The organism is Paenibacillus riograndensis SBR5 (genome assembly GCF_000981585.1).
Classification (GTDB): domain Bacteria; phylum Bacillota; class Bacilli; order Paenibacillales; family Paenibacillaceae; genus Paenibacillus_AQ; species Paenibacillus_AQ riograndensis.
On sequence record NZ_LN831776.1, the window covers coordinates 3,137,384 to 3,155,303 of the forward strand.

18 protein-coding genes and 1 tRNA gene are annotated in these 17,920 nt (G+C 48.2%); 13 read left to right on the plus strand and 6 right to left on the minus strand.

Annotated elements, in window-relative coordinates; translation table 11 throughout:
- Positions 1 to 137: 137 nt before the first annotated feature.
- Both PRIO_RS37195 and PRIO_RS12745 read right to left on the minus strand, forming a co-directional pair.
- On the minus strand, positions 138 to 263 hold the full coding sequence (locus PRIO_RS37195; RefSeq protein WP_020433776.1) for a hypothetical protein: 126 nt from the start codon (positions 261 to 263) through the stop codon (positions 138 to 140).
- 44 nt (positions 264 to 307) lie between these two features.
- Entirely contained in the window at positions 308 to 1,429 is a 1,122-nt protein-coding gene (locus tag PRIO_RS12745) for a YkvI family membrane protein (protein ID WP_020433777.1), read from the minus strand.
- Between the two features lie 178 nt (positions 1,430 to 1,607).
- Between PRIO_RS12745 and PRIO_RS12750 the strand changes: the two genes are divergently transcribed.
- From PRIO_RS12750 to PRIO_RS12760, 3 genes are all read left to right on the plus strand, one after another.
- The gene (locus tag PRIO_RS12750; RefSeq protein WP_020433778.1) at positions 1,608 to 2,180 is read left to right on the plus strand and encodes a xanthine phosphoribosyltransferase; all 573 of its coding nucleotides are present in this window, start codon (positions 1,608 to 1,610) and stop codon (positions 2,178 to 2,180) included.
- A gap of 104 nt (positions 2,181 to 2,284) precedes the next feature.
- Positions 2,285 to 2,602 (plus strand): hypothetical protein, encoded by a 318-nt coding sequence (locus PRIO_RS12755; protein WP_020433779.1) that lies wholly within the window; start codon positions 2,285 to 2,287, stop codon positions 2,600 to 2,602.
- A 122-nt stretch (positions 2,603 to 2,724) separates the two neighbouring features.
- Positions 2,725 to 2,943 (plus strand): hypothetical protein, encoded by a 219-nt coding sequence (locus PRIO_RS12760; protein WP_039791026.1) that lies wholly within the window; start codon positions 2,725 to 2,727, stop codon positions 2,941 to 2,943.
- A 59-nt stretch (positions 2,944 to 3,002) separates the two neighbouring features.
- Here PRIO_RS12760 and PRIO_RS12765 read toward each other — a convergent pair whose 3' ends face one another.
- Positions 3,003 to 3,458 carry a YhjD family protein gene (locus PRIO_RS12765; RefSeq protein WP_046502698.1) on the minus strand — a complete coding sequence of 152 codons (456 nt, stop codon included), beginning with the start codon at positions 3,456 to 3,458 and terminating at the stop codon, positions 3,003 to 3,005.
- Between the two features lie 179 nt (positions 3,459 to 3,637).
- Between PRIO_RS12765 and PRIO_RS12770 the strand changes: the two genes are divergently transcribed.
- Positions 3,638 to 3,721, plus strand: a tRNA-Leu gene (locus PRIO_RS12770).
- A 45-nt stretch (positions 3,722 to 3,766) separates the two neighbouring features.
- Here PRIO_RS12770 and PRIO_RS12775 read toward each other — a convergent pair.
- The 3 genes from PRIO_RS12775 to PRIO_RS12780 all read right to left on the minus strand — a co-directional run bounded on the left by PRIO_RS12775 (position 3,767) and on the right by PRIO_RS12780 (position 4,840).
- Positions 3,767 to 4,081: a class I SAM-dependent methyltransferase gene (locus tag PRIO_RS12775; protein ID WP_051010712.1), complete on the minus strand. Its 315-nt coding sequence runs from the start codon at positions 4,079 to 4,081 to the stop codon at positions 3,767 to 3,769.
- Positions 4,065 to 4,214 (minus strand): hypothetical protein, encoded by a 150-nt coding sequence (locus PRIO_RS36730; RefSeq protein ID WP_231869877.1) that lies wholly within the window; start codon positions 4,212 to 4,214, stop codon positions 4,065 to 4,067. The genes PRIO_RS12775 and PRIO_RS36730 overlap by 17 nt, the downstream gene beginning before the upstream one ends.
- Positions 4,215 to 4,402: 188 nt before the next feature.
- The gene (locus PRIO_RS12780; protein ID WP_046502701.1) at positions 4,403 to 4,840 is read right to left on the minus strand and encodes a hypothetical protein; all 438 of its coding nucleotides are present in this window, start codon (positions 4,838 to 4,840) and stop codon (positions 4,403 to 4,405) included.
- Between the two features lie 213 nt (positions 4,841 to 5,053).
- Here PRIO_RS12780 and PRIO_RS12785 point away from each other — a divergent pair, with 213 nt between their 5' ends.
- The 9 genes from PRIO_RS12785 (at position 5,054) to PRIO_RS12825 (ending at position 17,895) form a co-directional block, all read left to right on the plus strand.
- Entirely contained in the window at positions 5,054 to 6,793 is a 1,740-nt protein-coding gene (locus PRIO_RS12785; RefSeq protein ID WP_020433782.1) for a sensor histidine kinase, read from the plus strand.
- Positions 6,790 to 8,421 (plus strand): response regulator, encoded by a 1,632-nt coding sequence (locus tag PRIO_RS12790; RefSeq protein WP_046502706.1) that lies wholly within the window; start codon positions 6,790 to 6,792, stop codon positions 8,419 to 8,421. The genes PRIO_RS12785 and PRIO_RS12790 overlap by 4 nt, the downstream gene beginning before the upstream one ends.
- Positions 8,422 to 8,612: 191 nt before the next feature.
- A complete protein-coding gene (locus PRIO_RS12795; protein ID WP_020433791.1) occupies positions 8,613 to 9,470 on the plus strand; it encodes an ABC transporter permease in 858 nt (285 codons plus the stop codon).
- A gap of 27 nt (positions 9,471 to 9,497) precedes the next feature.
- Positions 9,498 to 10,388, plus strand: a complete 891-nt coding sequence (locus PRIO_RS12800) for a carbohydrate ABC transporter permease (protein WP_020433793.1) — start codon at positions 9,498 to 9,500, stop codon at positions 10,386 to 10,388.
- A 45-nt stretch (positions 10,389 to 10,433) separates the two neighbouring features.
- Positions 10,434 to 12,149, plus strand: a complete 1,716-nt coding sequence (locus PRIO_RS12805; protein ID WP_020433795.1) for an extracellular solute-binding protein — start codon at positions 10,434 to 10,436, stop codon at positions 12,147 to 12,149.
- Positions 12,150 to 12,170: 21 nt separating this feature from the next.
- The gene (locus PRIO_RS12810) at positions 12,171 to 13,595 is read left to right on the plus strand and encodes a glycoside hydrolase family protein (protein WP_020433797.1); all 1,425 of its coding nucleotides are present in this window, start codon (positions 12,171 to 12,173) and stop codon (positions 13,593 to 13,595) included.
- A gap of 335 nt (positions 13,596 to 13,930) precedes the next feature.
- On the plus strand, positions 13,931 to 15,103 hold the full coding sequence (locus tag PRIO_RS12815; protein ID WP_046502715.1) for an MFS transporter: 1,173 nt from the start codon (positions 13,931 to 13,933) through the stop codon (positions 15,101 to 15,103).
- A 112-nt stretch (positions 15,104 to 15,215) separates the two neighbouring features.
- Positions 15,216 to 16,118, plus strand: coding sequence for a GNAT family N-acetyltransferase (locus PRIO_RS33850; RefSeq protein ID WP_020433802.1), 903 nt, complete (start codon positions 15,216 to 15,218; stop codon positions 16,116 to 16,118).
- A 130-nt stretch (positions 16,119 to 16,248) separates the two neighbouring features.
- Positions 16,249 to 17,895 (plus strand): response regulator transcription factor, encoded by a 1,647-nt coding sequence (locus PRIO_RS12825; protein WP_020433803.1) that lies wholly within the window; start codon positions 16,249 to 16,251, stop codon positions 17,893 to 17,895.
- Positions 17,896 to 17,920: the final 25 nt, after the last annotated feature.

The following is a 17,920-nucleotide window of genomic DNA, read 5'->3' on the forward strand; positions in this document are numbered from 1 at the left end:
GGCTGAATTAGTGATACTTTTTCCACTTAGCTGCCCGGGTTGCCTGATGCTCAGACAAATTAGTGATACTTTTTCCACCTTACCAGTAAACGAAGCGCCGGGAAGATACTTATTCTCAATACACAACCTTCTTGACACTAGGAATCGCCGCAATCAAAGGTAAAAATACCTTTGAACCTGCCGCGCCCGCAGGAATCGCCGCAATCAAAGGTAAAAATACCTTTGATTCCGCCTATACGGTTCCCGGATTTGATCCTTATCATTTCCCAGGATCTGTACGGAGCGGGTTCGCTTCCCGCAGCAGCCGTTATTTCCGGGTAATCCGGATCACGGGTTTAACAGCGACGATAGTGATCCCCTTACCGTCCTTACCGGGGGGATCTGCCGGGCGCGGGGGCGGGGACATCGGGGCACGCAGCAGCATTATGACCCATACCAGCGACACCGCACCGAAGATGGGATAAAATATAGACAGCAGCGAGCTGAAGCCAAACTGGCTGAACACGTAGCAGATCAGCATCAGGAGTGGAGTCACAAGGACGGGGGCGACCGGCAGGCGCTGCTGAAGCTGTATACTGACACCGTAGATGTCGGCTACAAAAGTGCTGAAGATCTCCATGAAAATCAGCAGCAGATAGATACTCTGTACGGCGGGGCCAAGGCGGATGGCGATGGTGCCCATCGGGATCTCATACTGAAGGATGCCCGGCATTTGCGAGCTCATGGCAAAATGTGCCGCGAGCAGCAGGAAGCCGATGCCTATTCCTCCGAGAATGCCGCCCCGCAGCAGAGCTTGTTCATCATTGGTATGCCGGGCCAGCGGCACCAGTACGGCTTGAGCCATTCCGAGATTGAACGCGGTATAGAGCAGGGGGGACATCCAGGCCCCAAAGAAGCTGTGATCCGTCGGAAGGAACAAAAATCGTTCCGCACCAGGCACGCCCAGTGTATTAAAAATAATAATTAGCGACAGAGTAAGCATTAGCGGCACCACCAGGCTGTTGATCTGCAGGATACCTGAAATTCCGCGCTTCAGCAGCAGATAGGAACCCAGAATGGTCAACAGCAGACCTGCCTGATAGGGCATTCCGAGATGCTCCTGAAAAATAGCCCCGGCCCCGGCCAGCATAATGCTGTTCACGCCAACCAGGATAATCATGGTGAACAGGCTGATGCTTCTCCCGGCACGTTCACCGAAAAGATGGCGGTTGAAATCCTCATAAGACTCTGCTTGAACGCGCCGGGCGATAATCATCATTTTGGTGCCCAGCCAGATAAACAGGACGGTGGAAAACAGGATGGTCAGCACCGCCCAGTGTCCATAACGTGTGAAGAAACGGAGGATTTCCTGGCCGGTAGCAAAACCGGCGCCTACGATAGTACCAATATAGGTGAAAGCGATTTGCAGTGTGCGGACATGGGATTTCATGGCTCCCTCCTTAAAAGTGCTGCCAAGATAAAAATAGCTATACCAAAGGATAGCCTTGTGCAGTCCATATAGTACAGGTTATGATGTTGAGCAGAAGGACATGACTTCCGCCTAAGACTTATATGAAGTGATTACAGCGGAATGTCTGGAATTATAAAGGGTAATGGAGGTTCATAACATGGAATTATTGAAACAACGGATTTTGGAGGAAGGGGTTGTCCTTTCCGATCAGGTGCTGAAGCTGGATGCTTTACTCAACCACCAGGTTGATCCTATGCTGACGATGGAAATGGGACGGGAGTTTGCCGGGAGATTTGCTGATGCTGGAGTTACCCGTGTGGTTACCGTGGAATCCTCGGGTATTGCCGTGGCATTTGCCACCGCTTATGAAATGAAGGTGCCGCTGGTGTTTGCCCGCCGCAAAAAAACGCTGCTCGCTGATCCGGATGCACTCTGTGAAAGAGTTCCTTCGTTCACCAAAGGCATCGTTACAGACATCATGCTCTCCCGGCAGTTTATCTCCCCGGATGACAAGGTGCTGTTTATCGATGATATCATTGCTAATGGCGATGCTGCGCGTGGTCTGATCAAAATTATCCACCGTTCCGGTGCCGAACTGGCCGGACTTGGTGTGGTTGTGGAGAAAAGCTTCCAGGCAGGGGCCAGAACCATCCGGGAACAGGGGATCCGGCTGGAGTCGCTTGTCCGCATTATGTCATTGAGTGAAGGGAAAATTGTCTTTGACGAATAAAGGGTGACAATTAGAGGAAGTTAGCCTATTTTTAAAACATCTTCTTTCCACTCTATAACTTTTCCTTTATAATAAACATTAGACATGAGAGAGGAGGCGTCACGATGGGGAAAGAACCGGTGACAGAGCAATTTTTTATTGATAAACTAACCGAGGCCAAGGATCACTTCGAACGTGCGCTGGATTGCAAACATACGGAATTCGACGACCTGTATCCCTATATGATCGAACATCCTCAGTTTTTCTGGTACAAACGTTACGTCGCTTGGTCTGAACTTCTGACCATCACAAGTCTGTGTGAAGAGCTGTCCTTCAATTGGAGACAGAAATTCAGTGATCATCAGGTGGAGTATTTGGAGCAACGTGTGATGTCCGCTAAAGTTCTTGACTTCTGGTTTGAGAAGAATGAAGCGCTGATATAGAACTTCATAAGATATAAGGATTGATCTGCAAGCAACTAGACCCGGATGATTACTCATTTGGGTCTTTTTCACGGGTGGATTAGGGAATGGATGTGTTGGAAAGGAAAGGTGACTTCAGGCTTATGATCAGTGATGAACAGCTGGATGCGTACCGGATTTCCGGTGAGAAAATACGGGTTGTACGCGACGGATTGGAGAGCAATGATGTAAAAGGGATTGTGCTGGCTTGGGACGAGTCTCAGGTGATGATCCGCCGGCCCAATAAGCGGATTGTGAAGCTGGACCGCAACTATATCTACCAGCCCTTCGCCGAACCCAGACAAGAGCCGGAAGATATATAATATACACTAACAGCCCCGTCCGATTATAGGACGGGGCTGTTAGTGCTGCTGGGCAGGTCTTAAATCGATAAGGCCATCTGCTCCACCGCTTCTTCCCTGGGAAGTACATTAAGCTCAGGATTCAGACCGAGATAGGCACGCATCCGCAGCATCATTTCATTACGGAAGCCGGGCCATGGAATATTCATCTCTCCGGCATAGCCGCGGCAGGAATACTTGGCCTCTACACCACGCTGGTCCTGGCGGACGGTTGTGATCTTCAGATTATGCGCGGTGAGCTCACGGGTGACCTCCTGCAGCATAAGAGAAGTCTTCTTCGTTGCACCAGACACCAGCTCCATATACAGCTGCGGTGTCTTGAACAATCCGCTCTTGCCGATGACCCGGCAATCGCGTTCAAATACTTTATGAATGAACGTCAGCAGCAAATAGCTTCGGACAAGTGACTTTTCGTCTTTGGTTATATCTTCTGGGATCAATGGTGTATTTAGTGTACTTCTCTTGGTAGTCGCCATATAAATCACCTCATTTATAGTATGCGAACCTTTGTTCTCATTATACTCCTAACAAGCAAATAAAAGCAATATTTATACAGAAATTTATGCAAATAAAAATAATTGCGAAAAAATATTGACTCCATGAATCCTACATGGTATGATCTATCTTGTGGCCGCGAAAGCGAGTCCAATGATATGCGGTCGTGGCGGAATTGGCAGACGCGCACGGTTCAGGTCCGTGTGGTAGCAATACCGTGGAGGTTCGAGTCCTCTCGACCGCATCAGCTTAACAAAGAATAAGCTCTTGAATTTCCTGTTGCGGAGATTCAGGAGCTTTTTTCATTGACAGCGGCGTCCGGCTCAATTATTTTTTTCAAGACAAAAGCGATAAAGTTCAGATATCTCCCTCCGCCTGCGCCCATTGTTTTGCGGTCATTGACCGCAATCTCATTTTCCTGGATCAGCCAATCTGCCCAAACTTCCTCGTTGCTTTCCATCTCGTATATGGTAACTACTTCGGCATCCCGGCCCCAGTAATTATACGAATCGGTACTGACTACCGCATCGAAAAATTCCTTTTCAAAGGGCAAGGCGGTGACGTCAGTCTTAACGGGAGTAATTTGTTCAAGGGTCGCTTCCAAGGTCGCAGACGAGACTGCCAGCGGGGATTTTATGATTTAGCAGCATTTCTTCCTGCAATTTGAACGGGTTAGGCCCCATGATTTTAGCCAGTAATTCGGGGTTATTGTACTTTTGGCTTTTAGCATACTCCATTATGATTGCTCCTTATCTTTTATTTATCGAAAGATAGGATTATGCAAGGACTATCCTCATATTCAAATTATGCGGCAGTCCTTGCTAGCACAACACCGGTCCCAATGCACTTTTGGTAATAAGACAATGCTCTTTTCGTATTTATCTGCTGTTCTAGTCTTTAGTATGCTTCCCGTTGCAATTTTTGGTTATCCTTTTTTACCCCGGAATCTAAAATTGCCATAATCAATTACAACAATCTCTCCATTTTGCTTCAAACGCATATTTTGATAATTGGGTCTGCCCTGACGAGTCAGAATTTCATATGGAGTAATGCCATTTTTCCTAAACTTTCCCCACAGTCTGTAAAGTTTCTGATGATATTCTTTAGTTTTCGGGAACTCCCGATTATACCTTATCATAGTTATCCATTTATACTCATCCCCGGATTCTATAATTTTGGCAAGATGCTTTCTTACAGAAGGTGCAGATGAACGGTATGTTACTATTTCCCTCCTATTGCTTAATACGCCATACTTTGTTTTCGCAACTTTCTTTACGTTACCGTTACCAAGGTCATATACAATCCGTCTCGAACCGATCCCAATGATCTTTTTTCCTTTGTTAGGTTCTCTAATTTTTCCCAAGCTGCTATCACCCCAAAATGAAAAAAAGTATTTAATCCTTTATCTTACGATGCTACCCAGCGGATTGATTGGACAAAACAAAGAGAGCCCCATAATCGGGGCTGTTTAAGTTTATGTTCACGTACTTTTATCAAAAGTCAAGTTGTAGAAACGTTCATAATATAGTGCTATGATCAACCTTACACTACATAGCAATAACAGGGGGCGGACATCATGATCAAAGCAAAGCCTAACAACAGCAATCTGGTGTTCAGAATGATTTACAAACGGTTTCTTCTTATCATCGCTGCGATTCTGACGATAAGCATCGTGCTTGGAGTGATGCTTTTCTTCCGCAGTCAGGGCTATTACGCGGACGTTATTTATAACAAGCAAGTAGAGCGATTAGGTTTCGTCAATAGAAGCATTGAGAATGAGATCGAAATTGTTAAACGGGTTCAGTACAATGTGATGATGAATGACAGCATTGAAAGCATCCGGTATTTCTATGAATCCAGCACGTTTTTTGAGCGCTATGAGATGATGGAAGCGATGAGGGGTCAAATGGAAGCTTTGAAGAACAGCAGCAGGCTTGTCGCCGATGCCAAAATTTACTTTAAATCGGTCAACAAAGTCATTGGCAGCGATGAAATCAATGATCTGGACCCCGCAGTATGGAAGGATATCGGGCGTGATTTATTTACAGACTCCTCCCCCGTCCAGAACTATCATGACCGGCTCATCATTAAGGAAGCGCTTACAGAATCACCCGGCAGCGGGCTTCCCGACTGTGTCATTATCGTCGATCTGGATAAGATGGCGATTGAGGAGCAGTTGAAATATGCTCAATTAACGGATCAGGATATTATCGCTTTAGCGGACCGGCATCATCATATTATCGTGTCCAGCACTGTTGACGGTTACTCCCTGCTGAAGGATACCCCGGAATTGCAAAAGCAAATCAAGCTGAACGGGCAGAAATATGAAGTGATCCAAAGCGAATCAAGCTTTTTGGAAACCAGACTGTTCTGGCTCTATGTCGATAATACGAATCAAGTTGCAGTAGGCATTAGTTTGACGATTTTGCTCATTTTTATCGTCATCATCGGGCTCATTATTTTGTCCGGCTTTCTCGATTCCTACCGCCGTGTGTACAATCCTTTGAAGATTCTGCTGGAAGATGCCTTCCAGCAGGTCAGGGCGGGCAATTTCAAATATAGAATTACGAAATACGAGAAGTCGCATCTGGCTCCTTTGTACAGCAGCTTCAATGAGATGGTTAGCCGTATAGACACCCTGATTGAAAAGGATTTGAAGCAGCAGCTGCTCATCAGCCATGCCCAGCTCAAGCATCTTCAAGCCCAGATCAACCCCCATTTTATGTACAACAGCTATTATCTTCTTTACCGCATGATCAAGATGAGGGATTACGAGAATAGCGTTTTATTATGCGAGCATCTCGGCAAGTTTTATGAATATATTACGCGGGACGGAGAGGATGAGAAAATGCTCCGCGAAGAAGTGGAGCATGCCCGCGTCTATGCTGCCATTCAGAGCTACCGGTTCGGGCACCGCGTCCGTGTTGAATTCGGCGATTTGCCGGAGAACTGGGCGTATGAGCTGATCCCCCGGTTAATTATTCAGCCGCTGCTTGAGAACGCTTTCCACTATGGCTTTGAGAAGGTATCCTCCAGCGGTGGCAATATTCTTCGCATCTCTTTTCATCAGGTTGATAAAGGACTGATCATTTGTGTTGAGAACAGCGGGGATGATGATGAGCATACCATTCAGGAAATAAGCAATCTCATTCTGAGAGGAAACCGGGACGGCGAAGTGACGGCTTTGTCCAACATTCATAAACGGCTGCAAATATTTTTCGGCCCTGAATCCGGTCTTGCGATTGTCAAGTCCGATCTTGGCGGTTTTCGCGTTGAAATCCATATTCCGGGACAAAGGACGGTGGAAACCGAATGAAATCAAATAACCGCAAGCTGTTAATTGTTGACGATGAGCCGGTTATTGCCGGTGGTCTCCAAATGCTTTTCGAAGAGCAGCAACAATTAAAGCTGGATGTATCGGCGACCTGTTCGTCCACGGAAGCTATCGAATTATTCGAAAGGCTGCGGTCGGATGCCGTTCTGCTCGACATTCAAATGCCGGGAATATCCGGGTTGGAGCTGGCCGGGCGGATGAAAAGTTTCCATCCGGAAGTCAAAATTATATTCCTCACCGGCTATGACCAATTCGATTATGCCTATAAAGCGATCAAGCAGGACGCTTTCGATTATGTGCTTAAGACGGAAGGGGACGATAAAGTCATCGCCGCCGTCACGGCCGCTCTCGACCGGCTTGAATATGAACAGAAGCTGCAGATGGAATATCGCCAAGCCCAAATCCAGCTCTCCAGCATGTACCCCGTCTTCAGACAGAACCTGCTTGTTGCTTTACTTGGGGAGCAAATGCCTGACTTGCCGGAAATGGCGCCTTCAATGGCTGAAATCGATGAGATGTTTCAGCCCGGCCGGAAGGTGCTCCTTATTTTGGGCCGTTTCGGCGCAGACCGGCTGCCGCTGGCGACCAGGGGTATCGTTCAATTAACGGTAGAACAAATTTTGCAAACCCAGTTGTCCGAATCGTACCGGATTGTGAGCATTCCCTACTTGGAGGATATTATCTGGTTCATTGTCGGTCAGGAGCAAATGGTAATGCCATCGGTTCTTGTCTCGCTTCTGGAGGACACGCAATCGATTCTGAACAATCAGGCAGGCTGCCCGGTATCCTTCGCAGTAGCGAGCGAAGAGGTGACTTGGCTTGAAGTTGGCCGGAAATATCAAACGCTTAGAAGGATCATGGTCCAGTTCAATCTGCAACGCCAGGAAAGTATCGTTGTAGAGGGCGCATTCTATCAGGGGAAAGCCGCGATGGAGGAAGAAAGGGAATATCCGGAGCTTGCCCGTATGCTGCCACGGGTTGGAATATTGGAGGCGCATTTGCAAAACGGGCATCAGGAGTCATTTCTAAAGATGATGAACGAATTGTGTCAAGTGCTGTCCGGCATCCTCAGCCGCCATTCCTTGCATGCCATGGAGCTGTATCTGTCCGTTTGCAGAGTTCTTCTGACCTATATTAACGAGAATCAGTTAAGCGGCAAATTATCGCCCGGGCTCGATTTGTCGCTGCTGTACAACCCTGGTTCCATGACCGATTGGGCTGAACGGGCTCATTTTCTGTCCAAAACAGCGGCAGCATTATGCGATGCGGCAGAGATAGTGCGTAAAGACAATACCGAATCGACAATTGCCCGGATAAAGGATTATATTAATCAGCATTTGTCGTCTGATCTTTCGCTGACTGCGCTAGGCAAAGCAACGGGCTTCAATCCCTCTTATCTCTCCCGCATGTTCAAACGGGATGAAGGCACCGGACTGCATGATTATATTACCGATTGCCGGATCAATCTTGCCAAATCACTTTTGATGAACACAAATATGAAGATTTACGAAATTGCCCAAAAAAGCGGATACGACAACTCCAATTATTTTATCCGGACGTTCAAGCTGCTGACCGGACAAACGCCGCAGGAATACCGCTGCCAGGACTAACCATCTGCTGTAGCCAACGAGTAAAGGAATGAAAGTAAAAGTATAAATGTTAGCATTCCAATAGGAGCGGAAAAATTTAATAATTAAGATGCGATCGCAAAGAAAACGCTTTAATCAAGGAGGGGATCGACATCAGTGCGTCCGGTAGAGCAAAGAAAAAATGGTTTATCAAGGAACTTCCGTTTCATGCCATGCTGTTGCCTGCCGTAATTATTACGATTATTTTCCGCTATGTGCCGATAGGCGGGTTGTCCGTTGCTTTTATGGATTATCAGACGGTATTTGGTTTTTTCGATCAGGAATGGGTAGGGTGGGACAATTTCACCTATATTTTTAACCTTCCCGGGTTTTATAACGTATTGTGGAATACTTTCTTCATTGCTGTCATGAAGATTCTCGGCAATTTGATTGTGCCCGTTGCGTTTGCGCTGCTGCTAAATGAGGTCCGGCACAAACGGTACAAGCAATCGGTGCAAACGCTGCTCTATTTGCCGCATTTCTTATCCTGGGTTGCGCTTGCCGGCGTTCTGGTCGATATTCTGTCGCCATCTTCAGGAATCTTGAACAATGTGCTCGGTTTTTTCGGAGTAAAGCCGATCTTCTTCCTCGGCAACCCGGATATATTTCCTTACACGCTCGTCATTACAGATGTATGGAAAGAATTCGGCTGGGGGACGATTATTTATCTGGCGGCGATCACAACGATCGATCCGACGCAGTACGAGGCGGCGATCATCGACGGGGCGGGGAGATGGAAGCAGACAATGCATGTGACGCTGCCTGCGCTGGCTCCGGTCATTATCCTGCTCACCGTGCTTGGAATCGGCAATGTGCTTCAGGCCGGTTTTGACCAGGTCTACAATTTGTACAGTCCGCAGGTATACAGCACCGGCGACATCATTGATACGCTTGTCTACCGGATCGGTATTGTGGATGTGCAGTTCGGCCCTGCTGCGGCAGTCGGATTTTTCAAATCGGTCGTTTCCTTTATCTTAATCGTTACAGGTTATAGGCTGGCCCACCGATGGACCGGGTACCGGATTTTCTAGCCGCCTTTTATGAAAGGGGTTGCAACAATGGAAACAGCGAATCTTTCGAGGAGGATTTTTCAGATCTTTAACATCATTGTACTCACTTTCATGGCATTCCTTTGTCTGCTGCCGATTTTGAATCTGGTTGCAGTATCCTTCAGCTCGCGTTCGGTGGTTGAAGCGAATCAGGTCGGCCTCTGGCCCAAGGGATTGAACCTAAGCTCCTATGAGTACATTTTCAGCAATTCGCAATTTTTCAAATCGTTGTGGATTACGGTTCAGAGAACGGTTTTCGGCTTGATCGTCGAGTTAAGCTTGACAATTCTGGTAGCCTATCCACTATCCAAAACGAACAGAGTCTTTCGGCTCAGAAGCATGTACGTCTGGTTTTTTATGGTGACGATGGTGTTCAATGGGGGGCTTATTCCTACCTATCTGGTCGTCAATGAGCTTCATTTGGTCAATTCCATATGGGCATTGATTCTGCCGGAAGCGATCATCATGTTTAATGTACTGCTGCTGCTGAACTTTTTCCGGGCGATTCCTAATGAACTGGAGGAGGCCGCATTAATGGACGGCGCCGGCTGGTTTGTAACACTTACGAGAGTCTATCTGCCTTTGAGCCTGCCTTCGCTGGCGACGATCACCTTATTTATTTTGGTAAGACATTGGAATTCATGGTTTGACGGCTTGATCTACATGAATTTGCCGGATCAATATCCACTGATGACTTATTTGCAGACGATGGTGCTGAATCTGGATCTGTCGCAGCTGTCTTCCACGGCATTGGCCAACAATCCGTCGATGCTGGAAATAACGGGGCGGTCTCTCCGATCGGCGATGATTCTGGCCTGTACACTTCCGATTCTGCTGGCATACCCGTTTCTGCAAAGATTTTTTGTCAAGGGCATGCTGCTCGGCAGCGTCAAAGGATAAGGCACAATCAGCCTGGTATGGAAAATGATGAGGGGGGAATTTTGCATGGTACAACGGAAAGGTAAACACACAGTTCTAATTCTGGCGCTTGTCCTGATGATGATCACGGTTGCCGCTTGCGGGAATAACACGAACGGGAAGGAGCAGCCTACAGGCAATGACAGCACAGCGGCTGTAAGGCCCGAAAACGACGGACCTTTGGCTAAATACGAGCCTGAGATTGAGCTAACTGCGATGAAGAATCTGTACGGCGACGAGCGTTATTTGCCGGGCGATAATCTCAACAATAACGTGTGGACCCGCGCCTATGAGGATGAGTTAGGCATTAAGGTCAATTACAAATGGGCCGTTGCGGGGGAAGGTTTCCAGCAGAAGGTGACGATGTCTATCGCCTCCAACGATTTGCCGGATATTATGACGCTTCCCGCCAAAGATTATTTCACATTGGCCAAGGCCGGAAAATTAGCCGACCTGACACCGTATTTTGACAAATATGCTTCCGATACGCTGAAATCGACATTAAATGCGGACGGCGGCAAACAGATGAAAACCGCTTATGTAGACGGCAAATTATACGGGATTCCCCAGACCGGAGGCTCAGACGCCACGGCGGATATGATCTGGATCCGTCAGGACTGGCTGAAAAACCTGAACCTGTCTGTGCCGGAAACGCTGGACGATGTGATTGAAATAGCCAAAGCGTTCAGAAACGACGATCCTGACAAAAACGGCGTCAAGGATACCTTCGGCATCGGCTTCCAAAAGGATCTGACCAGCTCAACCGGCAGCTTTGAGGGATTTTTCGCCGCTTACCATGCTTACGGGAAAGCCTGGATCCGTGGAGAAGACGGAAAAATAACCTATGGAGCGATTAAACCGGGAATGAAGGACGCTCTGGCTAAGCTGCGGGAGATGTTTGCAGAGGACCTGATCGATGTCGAGTTCGGAATTAAGGACTGGAAGAAGGTCGGTGAAGATATCGCGGCGGGAAAAATCGGTCTTTTCTACGGAAGAGAAGGGTTGCCGTGGATGAGCGCCAAGGATGCGATTGTCAACAATCCGAAGGCGGAATGGATATCGGTTCCTATCGTATCTTCGGACGGCAAGCCGGCCAAACCTGCAACCAATGTGACGATGGAACGCTATTTCGCCGTCCGGGCGGATGTTCAATATCCCGAGGCGCTCATTAAAATTATCAATCTGTTCCAGGACAAAATCAACAATCCCAAGACGACGATGGAGATGCTGAACAAGTTTGGCGTTGATCCTGCAAGCGGTATCAACTTTGCCGCCTACGCCTTCGGAGGGCTGGACCCGTCGGAGGATAAGCCGAATATGTACTACAAGCAAATCAATGATGTGCTGGAAGGAAAAGAGCAGCTGGACAATATTCATCCCGAGGCGGTCCGTTATTACAACACGATCAAAAATTATATAGACAAGGGCATGGATAAGGGAGCCGATCCGCTCGGCTGGAACTATTACAAGTTTCTCGGCCCGGAAAGCTCATGGAAAATAATTAGCTATTACCGTGAGAACAACCTTTTTGAGCGCTCGGCCTGGTTCGGGCTTCCGACCAAGACGATGAGCCAGAAAGGCGCCACGCTGGATAAGCTGCAGGAAGAAACCTTTATTAAAATTTTGACAGGAAGCGCGCCGGTATCCGATTATGATACTTTTGTTGAAAACTGGAAAAAGCTCGGCGGCGATCAGATTACGGAAGAAGTGAATGAATGGTATAACAGCACCTTTGGAAATTAAAGGCGGGAGAGGGGAAGCACTATGAAACAAGGCAGCAGACAACGATTCTACATGCATGAGGAAGAGCGCAAGAACATGCCGGGAATAGATACGTGCGGAGATTTCATGCCGTTCTATCATGAAGGCGTGTACCATCTGTACTATTTGCATAAATACTGTATCTATGAAGTAGCGACAAAGGACTTTGTCAGCTACGGGGAACCCCGTCTTGCTGTCGTCTGCGGCAGTCCGGAGGAGCAGGATTGGCATATCGGCACGGGCAGCGTTGTAGAGCGGGACGGTGTGTTCCACTTCTACTATACAGGTTTCAATGAGAACAACCGGGATACGGAAGGCAAGCATGAGCAAGTGCTTATGCGCGCAATCAGCGATGATCTGATCCAATGGCGGAAGGACCCCGCCTTTTTCGTCCCGCCCTATACGGAGCGTTACGGCGGTCTGCACTGGAGAGATCCGCAGGTATTCTGGAATGATCAGGCGGGTGAATATTGGATGGCCGTCACCACAACGGAGAAGGACGGCCCTATGAACCGCAGCGGCTGTACGCATATTATGAGGTCCGCCGATCTGGAGCAGTGGAAGCACGGGGAGATGATCTATGCGCCGCGTTCTTATGCCACACATGAATGCCACGATATTTTTCAGATGGGCGGCTGGTGGTATATGGTGTTCTCCAATTATACGCGCTGGTGGGAAACCCGTTACCGTATGGCGAAAAGCCCGGAAGGCCCATGGTTCATCCCCCCGTATGATGATATGTTCGACGGCAGAGGCTTCTATGCGGCCAAGACAGTTTCCAATGGGACTAACCGGTATCTTGTAGGCTGGCAAGCCATTCGTTCGAATATGGATGACATGAGTCCGTATCAATGGGGCGGAAGCACACTGGTGCATGAGTTGGTCCAGCATCCCGATGGAACGCTTGGCGTACAGCTGATCCCCGCGATTCAGGACAGCTTCAGGCAGGAGCTGCCGCAAGCCCCTGCCGCCCATCTGGGCGTGTGGGATTCGGACACAGCAGCGATTACCGGGAAGGAGCCTTACGGATTCGGGTGGACCGAGCTCGGCCGCATGGCTGGCGACTGTCTGATCGAAGCTTCGGTCCAGTGGTCAAGCGATACGCAAGCCTGCGGAATTATGCTGCATACGAGCGGAGCCGGGCTGGAGAAATGGTGTCAGGTCCGGCTGGAGCCTCAGCGCAACAGACTTATATTCGACCGCTCCAACAAATTTGACGGCCATCATTTGTTCGTGGAGGAGCGCTATCTTCCACTGGACGGCAGCTCCGGGGCCGACATAAAAATCGTCGCCAGCGGAAATATCATAATCATCTATGTGAACAACACGGCGCTTGCGACACGGGCATACAATTACGAGCCCGGCAGCTTCGGATTGTTCGTCGAGCACGGCGAGGCTGCATTCTCCAATGTGAAAATATCCGAATAACGCCTTGGAGTCCGTTTATTGACCTTATACAAATCCTTATGATATGGTAATTAACAATAAGTATCGAAAGGGTGACTCCAAGCCAATGATCTACTAATCCTATTCCACAAAAGAAAAAATCGTAATCTTACGAATTTTCTGGATAGGATTAGTGCGGGCTTTTAATATTAACGTTAAGATCGCTGTTTCTTTGACGGGAGCAGTGTATCTTTTCGTCTGTATGTCTGCCTCCTATCCAGCAACTTCCGGATAAGGAGGTTTTTTGTGTGTGCAAATAAAGGAACATCTGTCGAACTCAAAAAAAATTTATTTAATCAAAAAGATGGAGGCTCCGTATGTTTACATTAACCAATAATAAAAGAATCCTCGCGATTCTAATGATCAATATATTCATTGTAATGCTGGGCGTTGGTTTAATTACACCTATCCTGCCAAAACTGATTACCGAATTTGGAGCGGGCGGACAGTCCATTGGTTTTTTAGTGGCAGCCTATGGCCTTACACAATTCCTGCTGTCTCCAATTACCGGGCAACTGTCGGACCGATACGGGAGGAAAACATTCATCATTACGGGTGTCATCGTCTTTGCTGCAGCAAAATTTATCTTTGCTATTGGAAATGCGCTATGGATGTTATATACCTCAAGGCTCCTGGAAGGAGTGGCAGCAGCCTTAATTATTCCGACAATGATGGCATGTGTGGCTGATATTACAACAACTGAAGAACGCGCCAAAGGAAACAGTCTTCTGGCCGCAGCTATGTCATTCGGATTTTTATTGGGGCCCGGACTTGGAGGTCTTTTTGCAGGGTTTGGAACAAGAGTGCCGCTCTATGCAGCGGCTGGTGCGGCTGTTATAGCAGTAGTTTTTTCAATATTTTGTTTACCTGAAAGTATATCGAAAGAACAAATGAATGCTGCGCGGGCAAAGGTTGCCCCAAAGGAATCAATATTCGAACAGTATGCGAAATCGTTGAGATCAAAGTATGTGATGCTCTTTGCACTTGTTCTGGTAATGACCTTTGGACTAGCTAACTTTGAAACTGTTTTTGGTTTATATGTAACGAACCGCTTCCAATTCACACCACAAAATATTTCCATTATTCTTACCGCAGGTGCTGTTATTGGAGTGGGTATGCAGGCGTTAGTTGTTGCTAAGGTTATTAAGATTTTTGGTGAGCAGAAGGTGATAAAAGGATCACTTCTTATTATCTCGTTGGGGTATGCTGTATTGCTGCTGGCAAAAGAGTTCTGGAGTATCTTTTTTATTACTTCTGGTATATTTTTTGCTAATGCAATGCTTCGCCCGGCGCTTAATACACTCTTATCGAAGCGGGCTGGAACTGAACAAGGTTATGCAGCTGGTATGAATAATGCATATATGAGTGTAGGGAATATCGCCGGTCCAACTTTAGCGGGATTTTTATTTGATATAAATATGTTCGCGCCATTCATAGCAGGCTGTTGTATCATATTTATTACTTTTTTAATGACAATAAAATTGAAATAATACATTGTGGATAAATCCAAGAATGGTCCATAATCGTTTTTTCCCTTTCCGGTTGAATTCACTTCTGCTAACTTGAAGAAGCAATGATACAGGCTGGAAGGATGACAAGCTAATGAAAATTGAAGCGTTAAGTCAGGACAGAAGAGACGAATTTTTGAATTTTTGCCGGAAATACCGGGCGGAGGTGGATGACTCCTTTTTATATGAAGAGGACCTTGCTGAGTTTGAACTGTCTGAAGAGAACCCCACATATGTTGCGATAAATGCAGAGGGAACGCTGGTTGCAGCAGCTTCGCTGATTTTGAATGATTATAACCGCAGAGGGCGGAAAGGCCGGTTTCGGATTTTCCAGGCGGATACAGCTGATCAGGCGGTTTACCGGGAGCTGCTGCAAGCCATACTACCGCATACGGCAGGTCTGGATAGGCTGGATATATTTGTGCCGACGGTTAATACAAGAGAGACAAACAATATGCTGGCTGCCGGATTTACTGTGGAACGCTATTCCTATTTACTCGTCAGAGATGAAGAGAAAATTCCTGAGTTCAGCCTGCCCGCCGGGTACGAAATTAAGCCCTTTCGCCCTGGTGCCGATGAGTCTGTCTGGTGTGAGGTGAGAAATGCCGGCTTTGCCAAACTAAAAGGAAGTGAAACGCCGGCCACCCCGGAGATGGTAACTAAGATGATCTCCGGCAAAGACTACATTGCCAACGGCTTATTAATCCTCTACCATCACAGCCGGGCGGTCGGAATTGTCCGTGGAGCCGATGATGACTACGAAGGTTCACCCATCATGAACATTGGCCCTTTGGCTGTACTGCCGGAATATCAAGGGAAGGGGCTTGGAAGAATTCTGCTCAGAGCGGCACTGCAGTTCGCCAAGGAGCAGTCATACACGCAAACCGTATTATGTGTAAATGCTGAAAATGAGCGGGCCCAGGCGCTGTATATCGCAGAGGGCTTTAAGCAGGTGGAGGCTGCTGCCTGCTTCACATATGATCTGACAGCTAAATAGAGATAATGATAGAGCGCCTGGGAAACCGGGCGTTTTTTGACATCAGAATTTACACTTGAAGAAGGAGAATGCCATAGTTTGTAGAAATTTTTGTAGCGCCAATATAACAGTTACAGAAAGGAACATTCCAATGAAAACACTGGTCATTGTTGACGATGAGCCTTCGGTGCTGAACGGATTGCGGAGCTATGTGGACTGGGCGGGGCAGGGGATCGAGCTGATTGGCACGGCGGATGACGGAGATGCGGGACTTGAGATGATCAAGGCGCTGAAGCCGGATATCGTACTGACCGATGTGCAGATGCCGGCGATGGACGGCATCCGGATGGCGGCGGAAGTGCGTGCGGTGCTGCCTTTCACTAAAATCGTGTTCATCAGCGGGCATAACGATGCCGAATATTTGCGGTCTGCGCTGCAGATCCATGCGGTGGATTACCTCCTGAAGCCCATCCGCCGCAAAGAGCTGGCCTCTGTCATGGGCAAGGTGACGGGAGCGCTCGATGCGGAAGCAAGGGAACGCAGCCGTGTGAAAGAGATGCAGGCCAAGCTGGCCCAGAGTCTGCCACTGCTGCGTGAACGGTTTCTCCTGTCTGTAATCAGTGACCGCATCAATCCGGCGCATATCCGGGAGAAGCTGGAGTTTCTGGATTTGACGTTGTTATCTGCAAGCGATTACATCATCATCGTCATTATGATTGATGATGTGCCGCAGGTACTGGATACCCGCAGCGAGCAGGATAAGCAGCTGCTTTCCTACACGGTGCTGAATATTATACAGGAGTTAATCGACAAGCAGATGCGGGGCATTACCTTTGAGAAGCAGCCCGGAGAGTATGTGGGAATTCTGCTGACCCGGCAGCTGGAGGACGGAGATGCGGAAGAGGCTGAGGAGGTTCAGTCTCCCGAGCAGGAGCTTCTCCTGCTGGCGGAATCCATCCGTGACAATCTGCGGCAATGGCTGAAGCTCAGTGTGACCATCGGGGTGGGCGAAGGCGTCAGCAGCCTGCCGGAATTGCCGTTGTCCTACAAGCAGGCGAGAGGTGCGGCAGACCAGAAATGGTATCTGGGCAAAAACCGCATCCTTTCGATGGACAAGCTGGAATCTGCTGAGCATCTGCGGTACCGCTATGAAGCGGAGTGGAGTGAACGGGTGCTCACGGCATTAAGGTCTGGAGACCGGGAGCGCACCTTGAGCGAGCTGGAGCAGATTTTTGCAAGGCTGGAGCAGAACCGCGGGCAGGGCTCCCGTTATGCCCAGAATGTCAGCCTGCATCTGATCCTGCAATCCGGGCAGGTTATGCTTGAGCTGAACGGGATGTCAGAGGAGTGGGAGCAGAAGGAGATGGAAGCCTGGAAGCAGGTAATGCGCCAGGAAACGATACATGATTTGCTGCAGTATACTGCGGCATATCTGCAAGAGGTTTGCGATTACTCCCGTTTGAAGCGTAGTGGAAAAGCCAGCGAGGTTATTGAACGGGTACGCTTGCTGATCGGGCAGAGATATTCCGAGAATTTAAGCGCAGCGGACATCGCTGAAGGCGTATATCTCAGCCCTACCTACGTCAGACTGCTGTTCAAGCAGGAAACCGGAGAAACCTTATTTGAATATCTGACCAAGGTCCGGATAGAGCAGGCCAAAAACCTGCTGAAAGATCCGCAGAATAAATTGTATGAGGTCTGTTATGCGGTGGGTTATACCGATCCCAGCCACTTCAGCAAGCTGTTCAAAAAAATAACCGGATGTACACCAAGCGCATACAGGGAGCAGCTGAAATGAGGCTGCCTGAACACTTGCAGGAACA